Source organism: Magnetospirillum sp. UT-4 (genome assembly GCF_902729435.1).
Taxonomy (GTDB): Bacteria; Pseudomonadota; Alphaproteobacteria; order Rhodospirillales; family Magnetospirillaceae; genus Magnetospirillum.
The window spans coordinates 20,003-36,858 of sequence record NZ_CACVCG010000042.1; the positions used below are offsets into that span (position 1 = coordinate 20,003).

Genomic DNA, 16,856 nt, shown 5'->3' on the forward strand with positions numbered 1-16,856 from the left:
GCGCGCTACCCGAACAGCGCCGCATTCGCCGCCGGAACCGCCGCGCCGGGGCGGATGGGGGCGTTCAGGCCGGACAGCACGGTTTCCAGCGCGGTCAGGCAGGCCAGGACGTGGCTGGGGGTGGCGCTCTGGCCCATCAGGCCGATGCGCCACACCTTGCCGGCCAGGGCGCCCAGGCCGGCGCCGATCTCCAGGCCGAAGCGCTCCAGCAGGCGGGCGCGCACCAGACCCTCGTCGATGCCGTCGGGCACCCGCACGGAATTGAGCTGGGGCAGGCGGTGGGCGGGGGCCACCGCCAGCGGCAGGCCCATGGCCTCCAGCCCGGCGACCAGGGCGGCATGGCAGCGGGCGTGGCGGGCCCATGCGGCCTCCAGCCCTTCCTCGTGCAGCATCACCAGGCTTTCGTGCAGGCCGTACAGGGCGTTGATGGGGGCGGTGTGGTGATAGGCGCGTTTCGCTCCGCTGCCCCAATAGGCGGTGACCAAGGCGAAATCGAGGAACCAGCTCCGGCATTTGCCCTTGCGCGCCGCCATCGCCGCGACGGCGCGCGGGGAGAAGGTCACCGGCGACAGGCCGGGGGCGCAGGACAGGCATTTCTGGCTGCCGGAATAGACCGCGTCGGCGCCCCATTCATCCACCGGCACCGGGATGCCGCCCAGGCTGGTGACGGCATCGACGATGGACAAGGCGCCGGCCTCGCGGGCCAGCCGGCACAGGGTGGCGGCGTCGGACTCGACCCCGGTGGAGGTCTCGGCATGGACGAAGGCCAGCGCCTTGGCGCCGGGATGGGCGGCCAGCGCCGCCTTGACCTTCATGGGGTCGACCGGATCGCCCCAGGCATCCTCGACCACCAATGCGGTGGCGCCCAGGCGCTCGACGTTCTCCTTCATGCGGCCGCCGAACACCCCGTTGACGCAGACCACCACGGTGTCGCCGGGCTCGACCAGGTTGACGAAGCAGGCCTCCATGCCGGCCGAGCCGGGTCCCGAGACCGGCATGGTCAGCGGATTGGCGGTGGCGAAGGCGTAGTGCAGCAGCGCCTTGATCTCGTCCATCAGGCCGATGAAGGCGGGGTCGAGATGGCCGATGGTGGGCCGCGCCATGGCCGCCAGCACGCGGGGATGCACGTCCGAGGGGCCGGGTCCCATCAGCATGCGGGTGGGCGGCGAGAACGGGCGGATCGGCTGGTCCGGCATGGCATTCCACTCCAGGTTATCGAATGGTCATACCACTGGCCGCCGACCAGTTCAACGGCGGCACCGAGCCGATGCGGGCCGGCCCCATCCACACGCCGCCGTCCTGCACCGTCAGCGGCACCGGCACGGCGGGGCGCCCCTGGGCGTCGGGGCGGGCCATCAGCGACAGCACCATGCGGGCGGCGGCGGCGGTGCCCGCGTCCAGAACCCGGGCTTCGGCCAGTCGGTCCATCAGCGCGCCGAAGCCGCGCACCCGGGCCGACAAGGCCGCCAGCGGCTGGCCGGCGCCGTCGAGGGCGAGGGTGCCGTCGGCCTCCACCGCCACCGGCTCCCAGTCCACCTCCAAGTGTTCCAGCTCGATCACGCCCCCCGCCGCCGACCAGGCCAGCAGGTCGGACGCGGCGGGCGAGGGCGGCAACGGCCCGCGCACATGGCCGTCGATGGCGATCAGGGCGGCATCGCGCCCCAGCACCGCGCCCAGCCCCTCGGGCAGGCGGATGGACCCGGCCGCCGCCGAGAAGCGGGCGGTGGGTGTGTCGTGCGCCGGGGCGGCCACCCCCAGCGGGTCCCAGCTGGCGGCCAGGGTGGCGACGGCGGTGCTCCCGGACGCCAGTGCGGAGCCCTTCAGGGTGGCCAGCTCGATGCGGCCGGCGCGGTCGAGGTCGAGGTCGAGCAGCAATTCGCCGGCGCTGAATTCGGCGCCGCCGGCCGGGCCGGACAGGCGATGGCGGCCGGGGGCGGACAGGGTGACGCGGGTGAGGTCGTGCGGCCGCGCCGACAGGGCCAGTGCCTGCCCCCGCCACGCCACGCCGCCCGGCACCGCCAGCTCGGGGGCGGCGAGCGCCAGCCCGACGCGCAAGGGGAAGCCCTGCGGTTCCATGGATTCCCACGCCACCGTCCAGCCCTGGGCGCGCCGATCCTCGGCCCAGTGTTCGAGGCCCTTGCGCACCTCGCCGGCAACGTGGAACCAATAGGCGGCATACAGGCCGGCCAGCACGGCCACGGCCAGGGCGGCGGCCAGGGAAAGGCGGCGAATGGGCATCGGGGCACCTGTGGACGGCATGACGGACCGGTCTACCCCGCTGGAGACGGCGGCGCAAGGCGCGGAAACGGTATGGGTGTTCGCCTACGGCTCGCTGATGTGGCGGCCCGGCTTCGCGCCCGCGGCGGTGCGCCCGGCGCGGCTGGCCGGCTGGCACCGCGCCATGTGCATCCTGTCCACCATCTATCGCGGCACGCCGGATCGTCCCGGCCTGGTGCTCGGCCTCGACCGCGGCGGCTCGTGCCTGGGCCGGGCGCTGGCGGTCGCGACCGCCGACTGGCCGGCGGTCAAGGCCATGCTGGACGAGCGCGAGCTGGTCACCGGCGTCTACCTGCCGCGTCTGCTGCCGGTCACCCTGGACGATGGCAGGCGGGTGCCGGCCTATGCCTACGTGGTCGATCGCGGCCATTGGCAATACTGGCGCGGCGAGGCGGCCGAGGCGGCCCGCCTGATCGGCCAGGGGGCGGGGCCGGCCGGAACCTCGCGCGACTACCTGGCCTCGACGCTGGAGCACATGGAGGCGCTGGGCATCCGCTCCAGCGCCCTGCACCGCCTGCTCGCCCTGGTCGATGGGTAGTGTCTCAGCTTAAACTCGGAATTGTCGCCACCAGCCAAGCTAAAGCGCCCTGGTGATGGGTCAGCGACTCCGGTACCATTTAGCGAAAGTGCGCTGAAATGAGAGTGGGTCATTACGATAGTTGCATCGGTGTGGCTCTCCCCCGCCGCCTATCGCACATGGACTGAAATTTAATGCCCATCACAGAGCACCCACCCATTGGTACCTTGCTTGCCTGTAATTTTGATGCAGGATTCAAAGAGCCCGAGATGATTGGGCGGCGCCTCGTGATCGTGGTCACGCCAAAGATATCCATGCGCAAAGGTCTGTGTACGGTGATTCCGTTGAGCGAGACAGCCCCTCATGTGGTTATGCCATATCACCACCAAATAATTTTTGACCCTCCGCTTCCCGATTCTTGGGGGAATCATCCGCGATGGCTAAAGGGCGATATGATTGTATCCGTTGGGTTTCATAGACTTGACTTCATAAGAGAGGGTAAGGATAGAGGCGGAAAGAGACAATATAGATACACTCCAATTCCGGATGACCTTCTGCGCCAGGTTCGCAAGTGCATGCTTTCATCCTTAGGCCTGGGAATCTTGACAAAACACCTGTGATTTGCTAAATTTCAACCGTCTGCTGCTCTCACTTTCGGGTGATCAGCGTCTAAGACCCTACCAAGGGCGGCCGCGCACTGGGTGACTGCAAGCCCGCGCGCGGCGTCGGCAAGGCCCCGCTTCGGCGGGGCCTTTAATTTCGCGGCCTTCCAATTCATATCGACAAACTCCCGATCGACCGCCCGCTTGAACCGCCGCCGGGGCTTGCGTAGCCTGGGCGCAAAGGTTCAGGGAGACGTCACCATGAAGCTGCGCTTTTCCATCACCTCGCCCTTCGTCCGCAAGTGCCGCATGGTCGCCATCGAGGCCGGCATCGAGGACAAGCTCGAGCTCGCCCCCGCCAATGCCTGGGCCGCCGACACCGACCTGCATCGCGACAACCCGCTGTGCAAGGTGCCGGCGCTGGTCTTCGACGACGGCTCCACCCTCTACGATTCGCCGGTGATCTGCGAGTACCTGGATTCCCTGCATTCCGGCCACAAGCTGTTCCCCGAGGCCGGGCCGGAGCGCTGGGCCCAGCTCAAGCTGCAGGCCCTGGCCGACGGCATCACCGAGGCGGCGGTGCAGCTGCGCATCGAGGGCAACATGCGGCCCGAGGGGGCGCGCTGGCCGACCTGGGTCGAGCGCCAGACCAACGCCGTCAACCGCGGCCTGGACGAGCTGGAGCGGACCGTCGGCCATTGGGACGGGGTGTTCCTGATCGGCCCCATCGCGGTGGTGGCCAGCCTGGGCTACATCGAGTTCCGCAAGATCGTCCCCGACTGGCGCCAGGGCCGGCCGCATCTGGCCCGCTGGCACGCCACCGTGCACAACCGCCGTTCGGTCCAGGAGACCGAGCCGAAGGAATGAGCGCCGATCCCGACGCGATCATCGCCCGGCTGGGCCTCAAGCCCCATCCCGAAGGCGGCCATTACGCCGAGACCTACCGTGAGTCCGGAACCGGCGGCGGGCGCGGCGCCTGCACGGTGATCCACTTCCTGCTGAAACGGGGCGAACGGTCGCACTGGCACAAGGTGGATGCCGTCGAAATATGGGCCTGGCACGCCGGCGGGCCGGTGCTGTTGTCGCTGGCCGACGCGGGCCGGCCGATCCGCAGCATCGTCCTCGGTGACGATGTGCTGGACGGCCAGGCGCCGCATGCAGTGGTGCCGCCCCTCGCCTGGCAGGCGGCCGAGCCGCTGGGCGAGTGGGCGCTGGTGTCCTGCGTGGTGGCGCCGGCCTTCGACTTCGGCGGCTTCACCCTGGCGCCACCGGGCTGGGAACCCATGTCGGTATAAAGATATCTTTATATCCCCATTGCCTTCGCCGGCGGCGGCTGGTACAAGCGGCCAAACTCCGTCAGCACAAAGGCCCTTCGCCATGACCGATTACATCGTTGCCGACATCGCCCTGGCCGATTGGGGCCGCAAGGAGCTGGACATCGCCGAGAGCGAGATGCCCGGCCTGATGGCCACCCGCGAGGAATACGGCCCGAAGCAGCCGCTGAAGGGCGCCCGCATCGCCGGCTCGCTGCACATGACCATCCAGACCGGCGTGCTGATCGAGACCCTGAAGGCCCTGGGCGCCGACGTGCGCTGGGCCTCGTGCAACATCTTCTCGACCCAGGACCACGCGGCGGCCGCCATCGCCGCCGCCGGCACCCCGGTCTTCGCCGTCAAGGGCGAGAGCCTGGAAGAGTACTGGGACTACACCCACCGCATCTTCGACTGGGCCGATGGCGGCTGCCCCAACATGATCCTCGATGACGGCGGCGACGCCACCCTGCTGATCCATCTCGGCATGAAGGCCGAGCAGGACCTGTCGGTGCTGGCCAACCCCACCTGCGAGGAAGAGGAGGTGCTGTTCGCCTCCATCAAGGCCAAGCTGGCCACCGACAAGACCTGGTATTCCCGCAACGGCGCCGCCATCAAGGGCGTGACGGAAGAGACCACCACCGGCGTCCACCGCCTGTACGAGATGGAGAAGAAGGGCTCGCTGCTGTGGGCCGCCATCAACGTCAACGATTCGGTGACCAAGTCCAAGTTCGACAACAAGTACGGCTGCCGTGAATCGCTGGTCGATGGCATCCGCCGCGCCACCGACGTCATGCTGGCCGGCAAGGTCGCCGTGGTCGCCGGCTTCGGCGATGTGGGCAAGGGCTCGGCCGAGTCCCTGGCCTCCCAGGGCTGCCGCGTCATCGTCACCGAGATCGACCCGATCTGCGCCCTGCAGGCCTGCATGGAAGGCTACGAGGTGCAGACCATGGAAGAGGCGGCGCCCCGGGGCGACATCTTCGTCACCACCACCGGCAACGTCGACGTCATCACCGTCGACCACATGCGGGCCATGAAGGACCGCGCCATCGTCTGCAACATCGGCCACTTCGATTCCGAGATCCAGGTGGCCGGCCTCAAGAACTTCCAGTGGACCAACATCAAGCCGCAGGTGGACGAGATCAAGTTCCCCGACGGCAAGCGCATCCTGCTGCTGGCCGAGGGCCGGCTGGTCAACCTGGGCTGCGCCACCGGCCACCCCAGCTTCGTGATGAGCGCCAGCTTCACCAATCAGGTGCTGGCCCAGATCGAGCTGTTCTGCAATCGCGGCAAGTACGACAAGAAGGTCTACGTGCTGCCCAAGCACCTGGACGAGAAGGTCGCCGCCCTGCACCTGGCCAAGCTGGGCGCCACCCTGACCCGCATGAACCAGCGCCAGGCCGACTACATCGGCGTGCCGGTGAACGGCCCGTTCAAGTCGGACACCTACCGCTACTAGGTCCGCTTCCGGTTACTGGCTGGCCCACAGGATCCGGGCCAGCCAGGCCACCTCCTCGGTGGCGAGGTTGCGGCCGGAATGGGCCGGGTTCAGCGAGGCCAGCTCGATGCGCTTGGCGGTCTGGCGGACCAGTTGCTTGACCATCACCTCGCCCTCGGTGGTGCGCACCACCACCCGGTCGCCGCGCCGCACCGAGGCGACGGGCGAGACGATCACCACATCACCGTCGCGGAACAGCGGCTCCATGCTGTCGCCGGAAACCTCCAGCGCATAGGCGTGGGGGTCGCCGATCTCGGGGAACGGAATCTCGTCCCAGCCGCCGCCGGTGGGATAGCCGGCATCGTCGAAGAAGCCGCGGTCGCCGGCCTGGGCGAAGCCGATCAGCGGCACCGTCGGGGCCGGCCGGGCCGGCGCCGCGCCGTCGATATAGGCGACCAGATCGGCCAGGGTGGCGCCGGTCGCCTCCAGCACCTTCGCCACGCTTTCGGTGGACGGCCAGCGCGGCTTGCCCTCGCGGGTGATGCGCTTGCTCTTGTTGAAGGTGGTGGGGTCCAGCCCCGCCTTGCGGGCGAGCGCCGAGGCGGTCAGCCCGTGGTCGCGGGCGAGGGCGTCGAGGGCGGCCCAGATGTCGGCATGTCTCAGCATGGGATCAGGGTCGCAAAAATTTCTTCCTGACGCAGCAGGAAAAATAACCCATTTCCCTTGACTCAATCCTACAACCGGTGGAATCAATGTTCCTGCATTGTACTATCCAGCGGAGGGAAAAATGGGTCGAGCGCGCTACATTCCCAGGCAGACCGCCGAGGTGATGCCTGACCCCTTCGCCAGCGCCGAGGAGGCCTGGCTATGGTATTCGCGCTGCCAGGTGGCGCGCCTGGAAGGGGTGCGCTGCGCCGGCGGCCTGGGGCTGGCCGAGCGCCCCTGCGATCCCGACGACATCGTTCGCGCGGTGATGGGGCTGGTCCGCCGCGGCATCCTCGCCGTCGCCCACCTGTCGGTGCTCGGCCGCTTCGGCGCCCGCCTGGCGGTGCCCGATCCGGCGGCCGGCGACAGCCAGATCGATTCGCGGCTGTGGACCGAGGCGCTGGACCGGCTGGAGACGGTGCTGCGCGGCAAGGGCATCGTGGCATGAGCCCGCTGCGCCATCTGCCCCGCCGCGCCCTGGTGATGTTCAGCGGCCGCACCGATCTGTGGTGGCTGCGCGCGCTGAAGCCGGGCTTCCGCCACTGCTTCGTCGCCCTGGCCGAGGGCGAGGACTCCTGGGTGGTGGTCGAGCCGCTGTCCCACCGCACCCTGGTGGAATGCGTCGCCCTGCCGCCCGGCTTCGACCTCGCCGCCTGGTACCGCGCCCACGGCCTGCGGGTGGTGGAGACCACCGCCGCCGAACCACCCCGCCGCACCGCCCCGTGGCGCCCCTATTCCTGCGTCGAATCGGTCAAACGCGTCCTGGGAATTCACGCCGGAGCCGTGCTGACGCCCTGGCAGCTGTTCCGCCACCTGGAACAAAACAGGAAAATCGTCGTTGACGCGGCGGACCCGGCGCGGGTATAAGGGATGCCAGCACCACCACAGGTGCGTCCCCGGCCCGGAGCGCGACAACGCGCCCGGGCCTCTTCATTTGCACAGGGACCCGGGCGCGACAGCGCGCCCGGGCCTTTTCCTTCGCACAGGAGAACGAACAATGGGTGGTTTCGGAAGTGAACTCCTCAGCCCCACCGCGCTGGGCGGCCCGGCCGCGTCGCGCCGCTCGCTGCTGAAGGTGGGACAATCGGCGTTGATGGGCCTGCCGCCCGAGGCGGCGCTGCGCGACACCCAGGTCCGCCAGGATTTTTTCCGCCATCTGGTGACCGGCCGCACCATGGAAGCCATCGAGGCCGAACGCACCGGCCGCCCGGCCAGCCTGGCCGCCACCCACGGCCCCCAGGTGGCCGCCAGCGTGCTGTCGGTGGTGTTCCCGCCGGCCGGAGCGGCCATGCAGGCCGGCCTGGCGCTGGGCGACCAGGTCGACCGCACCTTCTGGTCCAACTCCCGCTCCTCCGCCGCCGGCCTGCAGCAGGGGCTGCAGACGCGGCGGTGAGTCCCGGCCCTGCGACCGCGGCCCGGCGGACACGCGGTCACAGGAAACTTGACGCCGCCTGCCATGACAGCATCATCGCAGGTGCGCCTGGAAAGCGAAACAGCCAGGCGAGCACACGCGAGGGGATTGGAATGAACCGAGCCCTGTTGTCCGTCTGCCTGCTGCTGGCCGGAATGGCCGTCATGTCGCCGGTCTGCGCCGAGACCACCATCCAGAAGGTTCCGCCCTGCGCCCCGGTCTACGGCACCTGGCGCACCGCCCACATCATGGACAAGTTCGGCAACCCGCAGCCGCTGGCCCCGTCGCCCGGGTGGGAAGGCCTGATCATGGAAGCCCGCATCGACAAGGACAAGGCGGTGCTGGTGTGGTTCGGCGGCAAGAAGAAGATGACGTTCAAGCGGTGGTACCGATATCCGCAGACGGATTTTGAATTTGGCGGGCTGTCGAGTAATGGCGGGTATATTGGAGTCGCCACAGAGTTTGAAACCGTAATAGAGTACCCATCCGACAGATGCTATTTGGACATGTGGTATTTTCTCAGAAGCGACGCGGTTGGGTCTCTGGATCACCACCTTCTTATGGAAAAAATTGAATAGCCGCTTGGCATTTGGGGTATTTCACCCATCAGGCCCGCTCCATCCCGGAGCGGGCATTTTCTTTTGCACAGGAGGCCAACCATGTCCGCACCATCCAGGCGCGCCCCCGTGACCCCGACCAAGCCGTCGCCCTGGCAACGGCTCGGATAGCGGGAACAAAACAGGAATATCGCCGTTGACGTGGTGGGCCCGGCGCGGGTATAAGGGATGCCAGCACCACTACAGGTGCGCCCGGAGATCGGCAATGGGGGCGGGTGTTTTCACACGGGGAAGCGGGGCGAGGTCGGTCATGTGCGCGGCCGTCCTGGTGCTTGCCCTCATGGGTTTCGGCACACCGGTCCGCGCCGAGACCACCATCCAGAAGGTTCCGCCCTGCGCTCCGGTCTACGGCACCTGGCGCACCGCCCACATCATGGACAAGTTCGGCAACCCGCAGCCGCTGGCCCCGTCGCCCGGGTGGGAGGGGCTGATCATGGAAGCCCGCATCGACAAGGACAAGGCGGTGCTGGTGTGGTTCGGCGGCAAGAAGAAGATGACGTTCAAGCGGTGGTACAAATTTCGTCAATGGGACGGGTCATTCATCGGCCTAAATGGTGTTAAGGAGGTAATTGGAAAGACAGAGTTCGATACAGCACCTGATTACCCGACGGAAAAATGTTACCTAAAGCTTGGATACTATTTGCGCCAGGGATATGTCGGGTCTTTGCGCCATGAGCTTTTAATGGAAAAAGCCGAATAGCAGTTTGGGATTAGTATATTCCACCCACAAGGCCCGTTCCACCTGGAACCGGCCTTTTTTTGCACAGGAGGCCAACCATGTCCGAAACATCCAAGCGCATCCCGTTGGTGCCGGCCAGGCTCTCGCCCTGGCAATTGCTCGGATGACGGGAACAAAACAGGAAGATCGCCGTTGACGTGGTGGGCCCCGCGCGGGTATAAGGGATGCTGGCGCCACTACAGGTGCGCCCGGAGATCGGCAATGGGGGCGGGTGTTTTCACACGGGGAAGCGGGGCGAGGTCGGCCATGTGCGCCGCCGTCCTGGCGCTTGCCCTCATGGGTTTCGGCACACCGGTCGGCGCCGAGACCACCATCCAGAAGGTTCCGCCCTGCGCCCCGGTCTACGGCACCTGGCGCACCGCCCACATCATGGACAAGTTCGGCAACCCGCAGCCGCTGGCCCCGTCGCCCGGGTGGGAGGGGCTGATCATGGAAGCCCGCATCGACAAGGACAAGGCGGTGCTGGTGTGGTTCGGCGGCAAGAAGAAGATGACGTTCAAGCGGTGGTACAAGTTTCGTCAATGGGACGGGTCATTCCACGGCCTCAATGGAGCCAAAGAGTTAATTGCAAAAACAGAATTCGAGTCGGTAATTGAGTATCCAATAGACATGTGCTACCTGAGAATAAGCTATTACCTGCAGCGCAGTGGCGTTGGGTCGTTGGATCGCGAGCTCCTCATGGAAAAAATGGAATAGCCATCCGGCGTTAGGGTATTTCACCCCTCAGGCCCGTTCCATCCTGGAACGGGCCTTTTTCTTTGGCACAGGAGGCCAGCCATGGCCGCACCATCCAAGCGCGCCCCCATGATCCTGACCAAGCTGTCGCCCTGGCAACTGCTCGGATAGCGGGAACAAAACAGGAAGATCGCCGTTGACGTGGTGGGCCCCGCGCGGGTATAAGGGATGCCAGCACCACTACAGGTGCGCCTGGAGATCGGCAATGGGGGCGGGTGTTTTCACACGGGGAAGCGGGGCGAGGTCGGTCATGTGCGCCGCCGCCCTGGTGCTTGCCCTCATGGGTTTCGGCACACCGGTCCGCGCCGAGACCACCATCCAGAAGGTTCCGCCCTGCGCCCCGGTCTACGGCACCTGGCGCACCGCCCACATCATGGACAAGTTCGGCAACCCGCAGCCGCTGGCCCCATCGCCCGGGTGGGAGGGGCTGATCATGGAAGCCCGCATCGACAAGGACAAGGCGGTGCTGGTGTGGTTCGGCGGCAAGAAGAAGATGACGTTCAAGCGGTGGGACCGTTTTACGCAGGATGAATTCAATTTTGGGGGAATGTCAAAATATGGCGGATATACCGAGATATCAACTCAGTACTATGCCGACGAAGACTATCCAAAGGACAAATGCTATATAAACATACTGTACGAGGCTAAGTATAGGGATATCTTCAACAAAATGAACCACGACATTCTCATGGAGAAAATTGAATAGTCGTTTGACATTAGGGTATTTTACCCACAGGCCCGCTCCATCCCGGAGCGGGCCTTTTTTTGCACAGGAGGCCAACCATGTCCGAAAGATCCAGACGCCTTCCCATGGCGCCGACCAAGTTGTCGCCCCAGGATTATGCCCGCACCGTCGGCAGCCATCTCAAGACCCGCGAAGGCGCGGTGCCGCGAATCTACACCGACGGCAAGGGCATCCCCACCATGGGCACCGGCATCGCCCTGGCGGTCAGCGGCGACGGCGGTAAGACCTATAAGCTGCGCGACCTCGACCAGATCGGTGCCGAAATCAGCGGTGATCCCGCGCGTCCCTACAAGTTCTCGGAGACGGAACAGAAGCTTCTCAACGACACCGTGGGCAAGCTGAATGACCCAAATGTCAAAGCAAAGGACCGTCCTGCCGAAGCCCAGAAGCTCATCCCGCCCTACAAGCCCGGCAAGGAAACCGCCGCCGACAACAAGTTCGGCTTCACCTTGAGCGACGAGCGCATCGCCAGGCAGGCGGAGTCCGCCTGGAACCAGCATCGCCAAAGCGCCATGAAGGCCGTGCGTGACCAGGCCAAGGCGCGCGGCTGGAGCAAGGAGCGGACCGAATCCTATATCGACGCGCTGAAAGGCTCGAAGCAGGAGATCGCGCTGACGTCGCTGGCCTATAACGGCGTTCCCGCCCCCAAGGCGACCGGAGCCTTGCTGGATGGCGATCCCGTTACGCTCCGCAAGGAGATCCTCTATGGGTCCAACCCGCCCTCCAACACCACCAGCCGCACCGGTATCGCCGACCGGCGCAAGGACGAGGCCGACCTCGCCGCCGGGCGGTTCGAGGACTGGACGCCGGAGCAGCGGGAACAGTGGCGGCAGGTCGAGGCCGATCCGAATGTGAGGCAGTACCGGGGAACCTTCCCCGCCACCTTCCCCCAGTACGGACCGCCCATTCCGCCCGCCGGCCCGGAACCGCGCCCGCAGCCGGAGCCCATCGCCGGTGCCGGGGAGGATGACCTCAAGGGCGGTGCCGGCAACGACACGCTGGGCCCCGACACGCTGGGCCCCGACACGCTGGGCACCGACCCCCAGGTGGCGGCCATGGTCGAGATGGCGGGCAGGCCGGTGGACAATCCCGGCCGCTCGGCCCTGCTGAAACCGGTGGAGAGGCTGACCCAGGCCGAGATGATGGACATGATCAACCATGCCCAGGCCGATTATCGCGGGTATCGGTCCGGCGATCCCTTGAAGGCCCACACCTACGAGAGGGTGCAGGACTGGCACGTGGCCATGTACGGCGACGCCCCCCAGGGCAATGACGGCGGCAAGCCGGTCGAGCCCGCGCCCATTCGCCCGATCCCCGACCGGCCGGCCCCGCACACCACGCCCGATGGCGGCGATCTGTGGCAGGCCACCGCCCGCATCGGCGCCAAGGTGGCCGAGGCCGCCGGCTCGGAGGGCTATTCCAGCGCGGTGACCGGGCTGCAGCGCGGTCTCAACATCCTCAATCAGGCCCATCCGCTGCCCAAGCGCTCGCCGGCCTATGGCCCATATTCCGGCCTGGGTCCGGTGGACGAGGACGGCGCCTACGGCCCGCAGACCGACTTCGCCCTGAAGCACGCCACCGCCCGGCTGGGGCCGCACAAGGTGGAGGAGGGCCTGGCCCTGGGGCGCTTCAACGCCTTCGCCCGCGACGCCCGCCGCACCGGCAATGCCGAGGGTCTGGAGGCCAGGACCCATGCCATCCTCGGCCCGCTGTTCCGCAAGGACGACCAGGGGCCGAAGGTCGAGGCCGGGGTGCTGCAGGACACCCTGAACGGCTTCGGCCAGGACCTGAAGGTGGACGAATGGATCGGGCCGAAGACCACCGCCGCGTTCGGCGCCGTGCTCAAGGACCAGGACCCCGACGCGGTCACCCTGGCCTTCGGACGCGGGCTGGGGCTGCTGTGAGGAAAAAATATCGTATCTAGTAAAGAAGTCCTTGCACGGCGCTCCGTCCTCGCGTATAAAAGGTCCCAGCACCACCACAGGTGCGTCCGCATCCCGCCGCTCCGGTCCCGGAGGGCGGGTTTTTTGCGGCCCGCCAATAGAACAAATCATCAACGAAGGAGAGCCCCATGGGTGGATTGTTCAGCGCCCCCACGCCGCCCGCGCCGGCACCGCCGCCGCCGCCGCCCGCCGCCCCCGACCCCGAGGAGGCGGCGCGCAAGCTGCGGCTGGACTCCATCGCCCGCAACCGCCGCGGCCGCGCCGGCATGATCGCCACCGGCGACCGCGGCGTGCTCGCCCCGGTGGCGGGCCAGGCCAAGACCCTGCTGGGAGAATGACATGAGCGACGACGACACTCTGCTGGGGCCGGACCGCGATCCGGACCAGCTGCTGAAGCGCTACCGCAAGGCCAAGGAACGCCGCGCGGTGTGGGAGTCGCACTGGCAGGAATGCTACGACTACGCCCTGCCGCTGCGCGACGCCGTGATCAACCAGCCGACCCCCGGCGAGAAGAAGGGCGACCGCCTGTTCGACGGCACCGCCCCCGACGCCGTCGACCAGTTGGCCGCCAGCCTGCTGTCGGAGCTGACCCCGCCCTGGGCGCAATGGTTCGGCTTCGCCGCCGGCTCCGAGCTGGAACCCGAGGAGCGGCAGAAGGCGGCCCCGGTGTTGGAGCGCATCGGCGCGGTGATGCAGTCGCATTTCGACCGCTCCAACTTCGCCGTCGAGATGCACCAGTGCTACCTGGACGTGGTCACCGGCGGCACCGCCTCGCTGCTGTTCGAGGAGGCCGCTCCCGGTGGTCCCTCGGCCTTCCGCTTCACCGCCGTGCCGCTGTCCAGCGTGGTGCTGGAGGAGGGGCCGGGCGGAGCCCTGGACGTCAGCTTCCGCCGCACCGAGCTGACCCTGGCCCAGCTCAAGGCCCGCTTCCCCGGCGCCGAGCTGCCGGAGCGGCTGGTCAAGGAGTCCGAGGACGATCCCGATCGCCGCCATCCGGTGGTAGAGGCGGTGGTGCCCGATTCCGCGGGCCATTTCTACCGCTACGCCGCGGTGCTGGAGGAGGGCCATGACGACCAGGTGCTGGCCGAGGGTCGCTTCGCCGTCAGCCCGTTCATCAACTTCCGCTGGCTGAAGGCGCCGGGCGAGGTCTATGGCCGCAGCCCGGTGATGAAGGCGCTGCCCGACATCAAGACCGCCAACAAGGTGGTGGAACTGGTGTTGAAGAACGCCACCATCGCCGTCACCGGCATCTGGCAGGCCGACGACGACGGCGTGCTGAATCCGGCCAACATCAAGCTGGTGCCCGGCACCATCATCCCCAAGGCGGTGGGCAGCGCCGGCCTGCAGCCTCTGGAATCGCCCGGGCGCTTCGACATCTCGCAGCTGGTCCTCGATGATCTGCGCGGGCGCATCCGCCACGCTTTGCTGGCCGACAAGCTGAGCCAGCCCGACGCCCCCCGGATGACCGCCACCGAGGTGCTGGAGCGGGCCTCGGACATGGCCCGGCTGCTGGGGGCCACCTATGGCCGCCTGCAATCCGAGCTGCTGACTCCGCTGGTGATGCGGGCGATGCACGTCCTGCGCCGCCGCGGCGAGATCCCCGATCTGGTCATCGACGGCCGGGTGGTCGATCTGCAGTACCGCTCGCCCCTGGCCCAGAACCAGGCCCAGCGCGACGCCCGGAACATGCTGACCTGGCTGGGCTCGCTGGCCCAGCTGGGGCCGCTCGGCATGCAGGCGGTGGACGCCTCCGCCGCCGCCCACTGGCTGGGCCGCGCCTTCAATGTGCCGGCCGAGCTGATGAGCCAGGCGCCGGCCCAGGGCGCCGGTGGAACCGAAGCCGCCGCCGGCCTCGCCGCCCTGGCGCAAGGACTGGCCCGCCAGACCGCAACCGCCACCCCGGAGGTGCCCCATGCCGTCCCGTGATCCCGGCTGGTCGTGGTTCGACCCGCCGCCCCGGCCCGCCGGCGAGGCCGACCGCCTCGCCCTGGCCCGCGCCTTCGCGCGGACCTTCTCGGGGGCCGAGGCGGACATGGTGCTGGAGCACCTCGCCCATCTCACCACCCGGCGCTGCCTGGGACCGGATTCATCCGACGCCGCCCTTCGGATGCTCGAAGGCCAGCGCCTGCTGGTCGCCCACATCCTCGCCATGGTCCAGCAGGGCCGCGAGGGACTTTGATAAGGAGACACCGCATGTACTACGAAGACTCGCTCGAACCCGCCGGCGCCGGCCGCCCCGAGGGGGTGCCCGAGAAGTTCTGGGACGCCAATACCGGGCGTATCCGCACCGACGCCCTGATGCGCGCCTATCTCGACCTGGAGCAGCGCATGCACCGCATGGTCCGCGTTCCCGGTCCCGACAGCAACGACGACGAGGTCGCCGGCTTCCGCCGCGCCATGGGCATCCCCGAGGCCCCCGACGGCTACACCATCAACCACCGCCACGAGCTGTTCGCCAGCGACGGCGAGATCAACCAGCGCCTGCACGAGGCCGGCTTCACCCCGGCCCAGGCCCAGCTGGTCTACGACCTCGCCCACGACCGGGTGCTGCCGCTGATCGAGGAGATCGACCGCGAATACCAGACCCGCCGCGGCCTCGACCGCCTGCGCGACCATTTCGGCGGCGATTCCCGCTGGAACGAGACCGCCCGCCAGGTCTCGGCCTGGGGCCAGACCAACCTGCCGCCCGAGATCTACCAGGCGCTGGCGCAGGTGCCGGAAGGCGTCATCGCCATGAGCCGGATGATGGCCTCGGGCGAGCCCGGCCTCGGCTCCGCCCCTGGCCCCCGCGACGAAATGCCCGACGAGGCCGAGCTGAAGAAGATGATGCAGGACCCCCGCTACTGGAAGAAGAAGGACCCCGCCTTCATCGAAAAGGTCTCGGCCGGCTTCCGGCGGATCTACGGGGAGTAGGCGCGCGAGCCTCCCTCGGCCGCAAGGCCGGGGGAGGGGGGCACTCCACACGAGTTAGCAATAGGCTGCTTTTGTGCCGTGTGCGAGGGAATACGCCACCTGTAGTGATGTGCCGAGTACGCAGGGTGGCACGCCGTAGGAACGTGTTGACGGTAGGCCAACCCATGTGCATCTATGGTACGTAACGTCCGTCGTTCTTATCATTGGAGGGTCTTTAGATGGCTGAGCAAGTCCGCGTTGTTGTGTTCCAGGAGGGGGACGCGTGGGTCGCCCAGTGCCTGGAGTATGACATCGGCGCGCAGGCCAACGATACCGACCGTCTCTATCAACGCCTGCTCGCCACTCTAATTTCCGAGTACCAAGAGAGCAAACTCCGTGGCAACGGCGAGCCGTTCGACGGTATCGAACCGGCTCCGCAGCGCTTTCACGAAATGTGGACCAAGAAGCGCAGTGGAGTTTTTGCAGGGACGCTCTCCCTTCCGATCAATCACCGCGACGTTACAGTCGAGCTGGCTCTTTGCGCGTAGGCATCCATGGCCTTTCCATTTGGGGATCACCCTACATTCGCTACCTACATCGTTTGGGCTCAAACCCAAGGGTGCAAAGTAAAGAGCAAGCTGGTTGCCACCCCAGATGGCCCGGAAAGTGTTACGCTGATTATATCGCCTGACGGCAAGCGATGGGTTACGGAAGCCATGGATCAGCGGGAACACATGAACGCCACGACGATTTGGCGGCTCGACAGGCGTCTCGGGCTTAATTCTCCATATTTTTCCGTGCCGCCTGAAGGCTCCGAGGAAAAATAGAGCGTCAGGTTGTTGGCGGAATGATTATTCTGCCCGATGAAGACGTTTACGGCCCCGGGATCGCTCCCGGGGCCGTCTTCGTTTCAGCAACTGCCGAA

At 67.1% G+C, this 16,856-nt stretch carries 21 protein-coding genes; 18 read left to right on the top strand and 3 right to left on the bottom strand.

All coding sequences use genetic code 11. The annotated features are described in order from the left end of the window. Positions 1 to 5 precede the first annotated feature (5 nt). Positions 6 to 1,196 (bottom strand): alanine--glyoxylate aminotransferase family protein, encoded by a 1,191-nt coding sequence (locus MTBUT4_RS05355; RefSeq protein WP_173978634.1) that lies wholly within the window; start codon positions 1,194 to 1,196, stop codon positions 6 to 8. 16 nt (positions 1,197 to 1,212) lie between these two features. Continuing rightward, the gene (locus MTBUT4_RS05360; RefSeq protein WP_173978635.1) at positions 1,213 to 2,238 is read right to left on the bottom strand and encodes a DUF2125 domain-containing protein; all 1,026 of its coding nucleotides are present in this window, start codon (positions 2,236 to 2,238) and stop codon (positions 1,213 to 1,215) included. A 19-nt stretch (positions 2,239 to 2,257) separates the two neighbouring features. On the opposite strand from MTBUT4_RS05360, the gene MTBUT4_RS05365 reads away from it, so the two are divergent. The 5 genes from MTBUT4_RS05365 (at position 2,258) to ahcY (ending at position 6,165) form a co-directional block, all read left to right on the top strand. After that, the gene (locus MTBUT4_RS05365; RefSeq protein WP_173978636.1) at positions 2,258 to 2,815 is read left to right on the top strand and encodes a gamma-glutamylcyclotransferase; all 558 of its coding nucleotides are present in this window, start codon (positions 2,258 to 2,260) and stop codon (positions 2,813 to 2,815) included. A gap of 173 nt (positions 2,816 to 2,988) precedes the next feature. Further along, complete coding sequence (locus tag MTBUT4_RS19880) at positions 2,989 to 3,414, top strand: type II toxin-antitoxin system PemK/MazF family toxin (RefSeq protein ID WP_173978637.1); 426 nt, start codon at positions 2,989 to 2,991, stop codon at positions 3,412 to 3,414. A gap of 243 nt (positions 3,415 to 3,657) precedes the next feature. Beyond that, the gene (locus tag MTBUT4_RS05375; protein WP_173978638.1) at positions 3,658 to 4,263 is read left to right on the top strand and encodes a glutathione S-transferase N-terminal domain-containing protein; all 606 of its coding nucleotides are present in this window, start codon (positions 3,658 to 3,660) and stop codon (positions 4,261 to 4,263) included. Continuing rightward, on the top strand, positions 4,260 to 4,691 hold the full coding sequence (locus tag MTBUT4_RS05380; RefSeq protein WP_173978639.1) for a cupin domain-containing protein: 432 nt from the start codon (positions 4,260 to 4,262) through the stop codon (positions 4,689 to 4,691). The genes MTBUT4_RS05375 and MTBUT4_RS05380 overlap by 4 nt, the downstream gene beginning before the upstream one ends. Before the next feature lie 82 nt (positions 4,692 to 4,773). Further along, on the top strand, positions 4,774 to 6,165 hold the full coding sequence (ahcY, locus tag MTBUT4_RS05385; protein ID WP_173978640.1) for an adenosylhomocysteinase: 1,392 nt from the start codon (positions 4,774 to 4,776) through the stop codon (positions 6,163 to 6,165). A 12-nt stretch (positions 6,166 to 6,177) separates the two neighbouring features. On the opposite strand, the gene MTBUT4_RS05390 is transcribed toward ahcY, so the two are convergent. After that, a complete protein-coding gene (locus MTBUT4_RS05390) occupies positions 6,178 to 6,810 on the bottom strand; it encodes a helix-turn-helix transcriptional regulator (RefSeq protein WP_173978641.1) in 633 nt (210 codons plus the stop codon). 121 nt (positions 6,811 to 6,931) lie between these two features. On the opposite strand from MTBUT4_RS05390, the gene MTBUT4_RS05395 reads away from it, so the two are divergent. The 13 genes from MTBUT4_RS05395 (at position 6,932) to MTBUT4_RS05455 (ending at position 16,479) form a co-directional block, all read left to right on the top strand. After that, complete coding sequence (locus MTBUT4_RS05395) at positions 6,932 to 7,297, top strand: hypothetical protein (protein ID WP_173978642.1); 366 nt, start codon at positions 6,932 to 6,934, stop codon at positions 7,295 to 7,297. Next, positions 7,294 to 7,716: a hypothetical protein gene (locus MTBUT4_RS05400; protein ID WP_173978643.1), complete on the top strand. Its 423-nt coding sequence runs from the start codon at positions 7,294 to 7,296 to the stop codon at positions 7,714 to 7,716. Before MTBUT4_RS05395 ends, MTBUT4_RS05400 begins: the two co-directional genes overlap by 4 nt. A 130-nt stretch (positions 7,717 to 7,846) precedes the next feature. Then, entirely contained in the window at positions 7,847 to 8,242 is a 396-nt protein-coding gene (locus tag MTBUT4_RS05405; protein ID WP_173978644.1) for a hypothetical protein, read from the top strand. A 131-nt stretch (positions 8,243 to 8,373) separates the two neighbouring features. Further along, a complete protein-coding gene (locus MTBUT4_RS05410) occupies positions 8,374 to 8,838 on the top strand; it encodes a hypothetical protein (RefSeq protein ID WP_173978645.1) in 465 nt (154 codons plus the stop codon). A 289-nt stretch (positions 8,839 to 9,127) separates the two neighbouring features. Beyond that, a complete protein-coding gene (locus MTBUT4_RS05415; protein ID WP_173978646.1) occupies positions 9,128 to 9,577 on the top strand; it encodes a hypothetical protein in 450 nt (149 codons plus the stop codon). Between the two features lie 285 nt (positions 9,578 to 9,862). Then, entirely contained in the window at positions 9,863 to 10,312 is a 450-nt protein-coding gene (locus MTBUT4_RS05420) for a hypothetical protein (RefSeq protein WP_173978647.1), read from the top strand. A gap of 289 nt (positions 10,313 to 10,601) precedes the next feature. After that, on the top strand, positions 10,602 to 11,057 hold the full coding sequence (locus MTBUT4_RS05425; RefSeq protein WP_173978648.1) for a hypothetical protein: 456 nt from the start codon (positions 10,602 to 10,604) through the stop codon (positions 11,055 to 11,057). 77 nt (positions 11,058 to 11,134) lie between these two features. Continuing rightward, complete coding sequence (locus MTBUT4_RS05430) at positions 11,135 to 13,000, top strand: hypothetical protein (protein ID WP_173978649.1); 1,866 nt, start codon at positions 11,135 to 11,137, stop codon at positions 12,998 to 13,000. Positions 13,001 to 13,167: 167 nt separating this feature from the next. Further along, the gene (locus MTBUT4_RS05435) at positions 13,168 to 13,377 is read left to right on the top strand and encodes a hypothetical protein (protein ID WP_173978650.1); all 210 of its coding nucleotides are present in this window, start codon (positions 13,168 to 13,170) and stop codon (positions 13,375 to 13,377) included. Between the two features lies 1 nt (position 13,378). Next, on the top strand, positions 13,379 to 14,965 hold the full coding sequence (locus tag MTBUT4_RS05440; protein ID WP_173978651.1) for a portal protein: 1,587 nt from the start codon (positions 13,379 to 13,381) through the stop codon (positions 14,963 to 14,965). Further along, a complete protein-coding gene (locus tag MTBUT4_RS05445) occupies positions 14,952 to 15,218 on the top strand; it encodes a hypothetical protein (protein ID WP_173978652.1) in 267 nt (88 codons plus the stop codon). Before MTBUT4_RS05440 ends, MTBUT4_RS05445 begins: the two co-directional genes overlap by 14 nt. A gap of 14 nt (positions 15,219 to 15,232) precedes the next feature. Continuing rightward, on the top strand, positions 15,233 to 15,952 hold the full coding sequence (locus MTBUT4_RS05450; protein ID WP_173978653.1) for a hypothetical protein: 720 nt from the start codon (positions 15,233 to 15,235) through the stop codon (positions 15,950 to 15,952). Positions 15,953 to 16,170: 218 nt separating this feature from the next. Then, positions 16,171 to 16,479, top strand: a complete 309-nt coding sequence (locus MTBUT4_RS05455) for a hypothetical protein (protein ID WP_173978654.1) — start codon at positions 16,171 to 16,173, stop codon at positions 16,477 to 16,479. Positions 16,480 to 16,856: the final 377 nt, after the last annotated feature.

Coding starts and splice junctions, on each gene's coding strand:
- MTBUT4_RS05355 (WP_173978634.1), bottom strand. CDS start 1,196: ATGCCGGACCAGCCGATCCGCCCGTTCTCGCCGCCCACCCGCATGCTG.
- MTBUT4_RS05360 (WP_173978635.1), bottom strand. CDS start 2,238: ATGCCCATTCGCCGCCTTTCCCTGGCCGCCGCCCTGGCCGTGGCCGTG.
- MTBUT4_RS05365 (WP_173978636.1), top strand. CDS start 2,258: ATGACGGACCGGTCTACCCCGCTGGAGACGGCGGCGCAAGGCGCGGAA.
- MTBUT4_RS19880 (WP_173978637.1), top strand. CDS start 2,989: ATGCCCATCACAGAGCACCCACCCATTGGTACCTTGCTTGCCTGTAAT.
- MTBUT4_RS05375 (WP_173978638.1), top strand. CDS start 3,658: ATGAAGCTGCGCTTTTCCATCACCTCGCCCTTCGTCCGCAAGTGCCGC.
- MTBUT4_RS05380 (WP_173978639.1), top strand. CDS start 4,260: ATGAGCGCCGATCCCGACGCGATCATCGCCCGGCTGGGCCTCAAGCCC.
- ahcY (WP_173978640.1), top strand. CDS start 4,774: ATGACCGATTACATCGTTGCCGACATCGCCCTGGCCGATTGGGGCCGC.
- MTBUT4_RS05390 (WP_173978641.1), bottom strand. CDS start 6,810: ATGCTGAGACATGCCGACATCTGGGCCGCCCTCGACGCCCTCGCCCGC.
- MTBUT4_RS05395 (WP_173978642.1), top strand. CDS start 6,932: ATGGGTCGAGCGCGCTACATTCCCAGGCAGACCGCCGAGGTGATGCCT.
- MTBUT4_RS05400 (WP_173978643.1), top strand. CDS start 7,294: ATGAGCCCGCTGCGCCATCTGCCCCGCCGCGCCCTGGTGATGTTCAGC.
- MTBUT4_RS05405 (WP_173978644.1), top strand. CDS start 7,847: ATGGGTGGTTTCGGAAGTGAACTCCTCAGCCCCACCGCGCTGGGCGGC.
- MTBUT4_RS05410 (WP_173978645.1), top strand. CDS start 8,374: ATGAACCGAGCCCTGTTGTCCGTCTGCCTGCTGCTGGCCGGAATGGCC.
- MTBUT4_RS05415 (WP_173978646.1), top strand. CDS start 9,128: ATGTGCGCGGCCGTCCTGGTGCTTGCCCTCATGGGTTTCGGCACACCG.
- MTBUT4_RS05420 (WP_173978647.1), top strand. CDS start 9,863: ATGTGCGCCGCCGTCCTGGCGCTTGCCCTCATGGGTTTCGGCACACCG.
- MTBUT4_RS05425 (WP_173978648.1), top strand. CDS start 10,602: ATGTGCGCCGCCGCCCTGGTGCTTGCCCTCATGGGTTTCGGCACACCG.
- MTBUT4_RS05430 (WP_173978649.1), top strand. CDS start 11,135: ATGTCCGAAAGATCCAGACGCCTTCCCATGGCGCCGACCAAGTTGTCG.
- MTBUT4_RS05435 (WP_173978650.1), top strand. CDS start 13,168: ATGGGTGGATTGTTCAGCGCCCCCACGCCGCCCGCGCCGGCACCGCCG.
- MTBUT4_RS05440 (WP_173978651.1), top strand. CDS start 13,379: ATGAGCGACGACGACACTCTGCTGGGGCCGGACCGCGATCCGGACCAG.
- MTBUT4_RS05445 (WP_173978652.1), top strand. CDS start 14,952: ATGCCGTCCCGTGATCCCGGCTGGTCGTGGTTCGACCCGCCGCCCCGG.
- MTBUT4_RS05450 (WP_173978653.1), top strand. CDS start 15,233: ATGTACTACGAAGACTCGCTCGAACCCGCCGGCGCCGGCCGCCCCGAG.
- MTBUT4_RS05455 (WP_173978654.1), top strand. CDS start 16,171: ATGGCTGAGCAAGTCCGCGTTGTTGTGTTCCAGGAGGGGGACGCGTGG.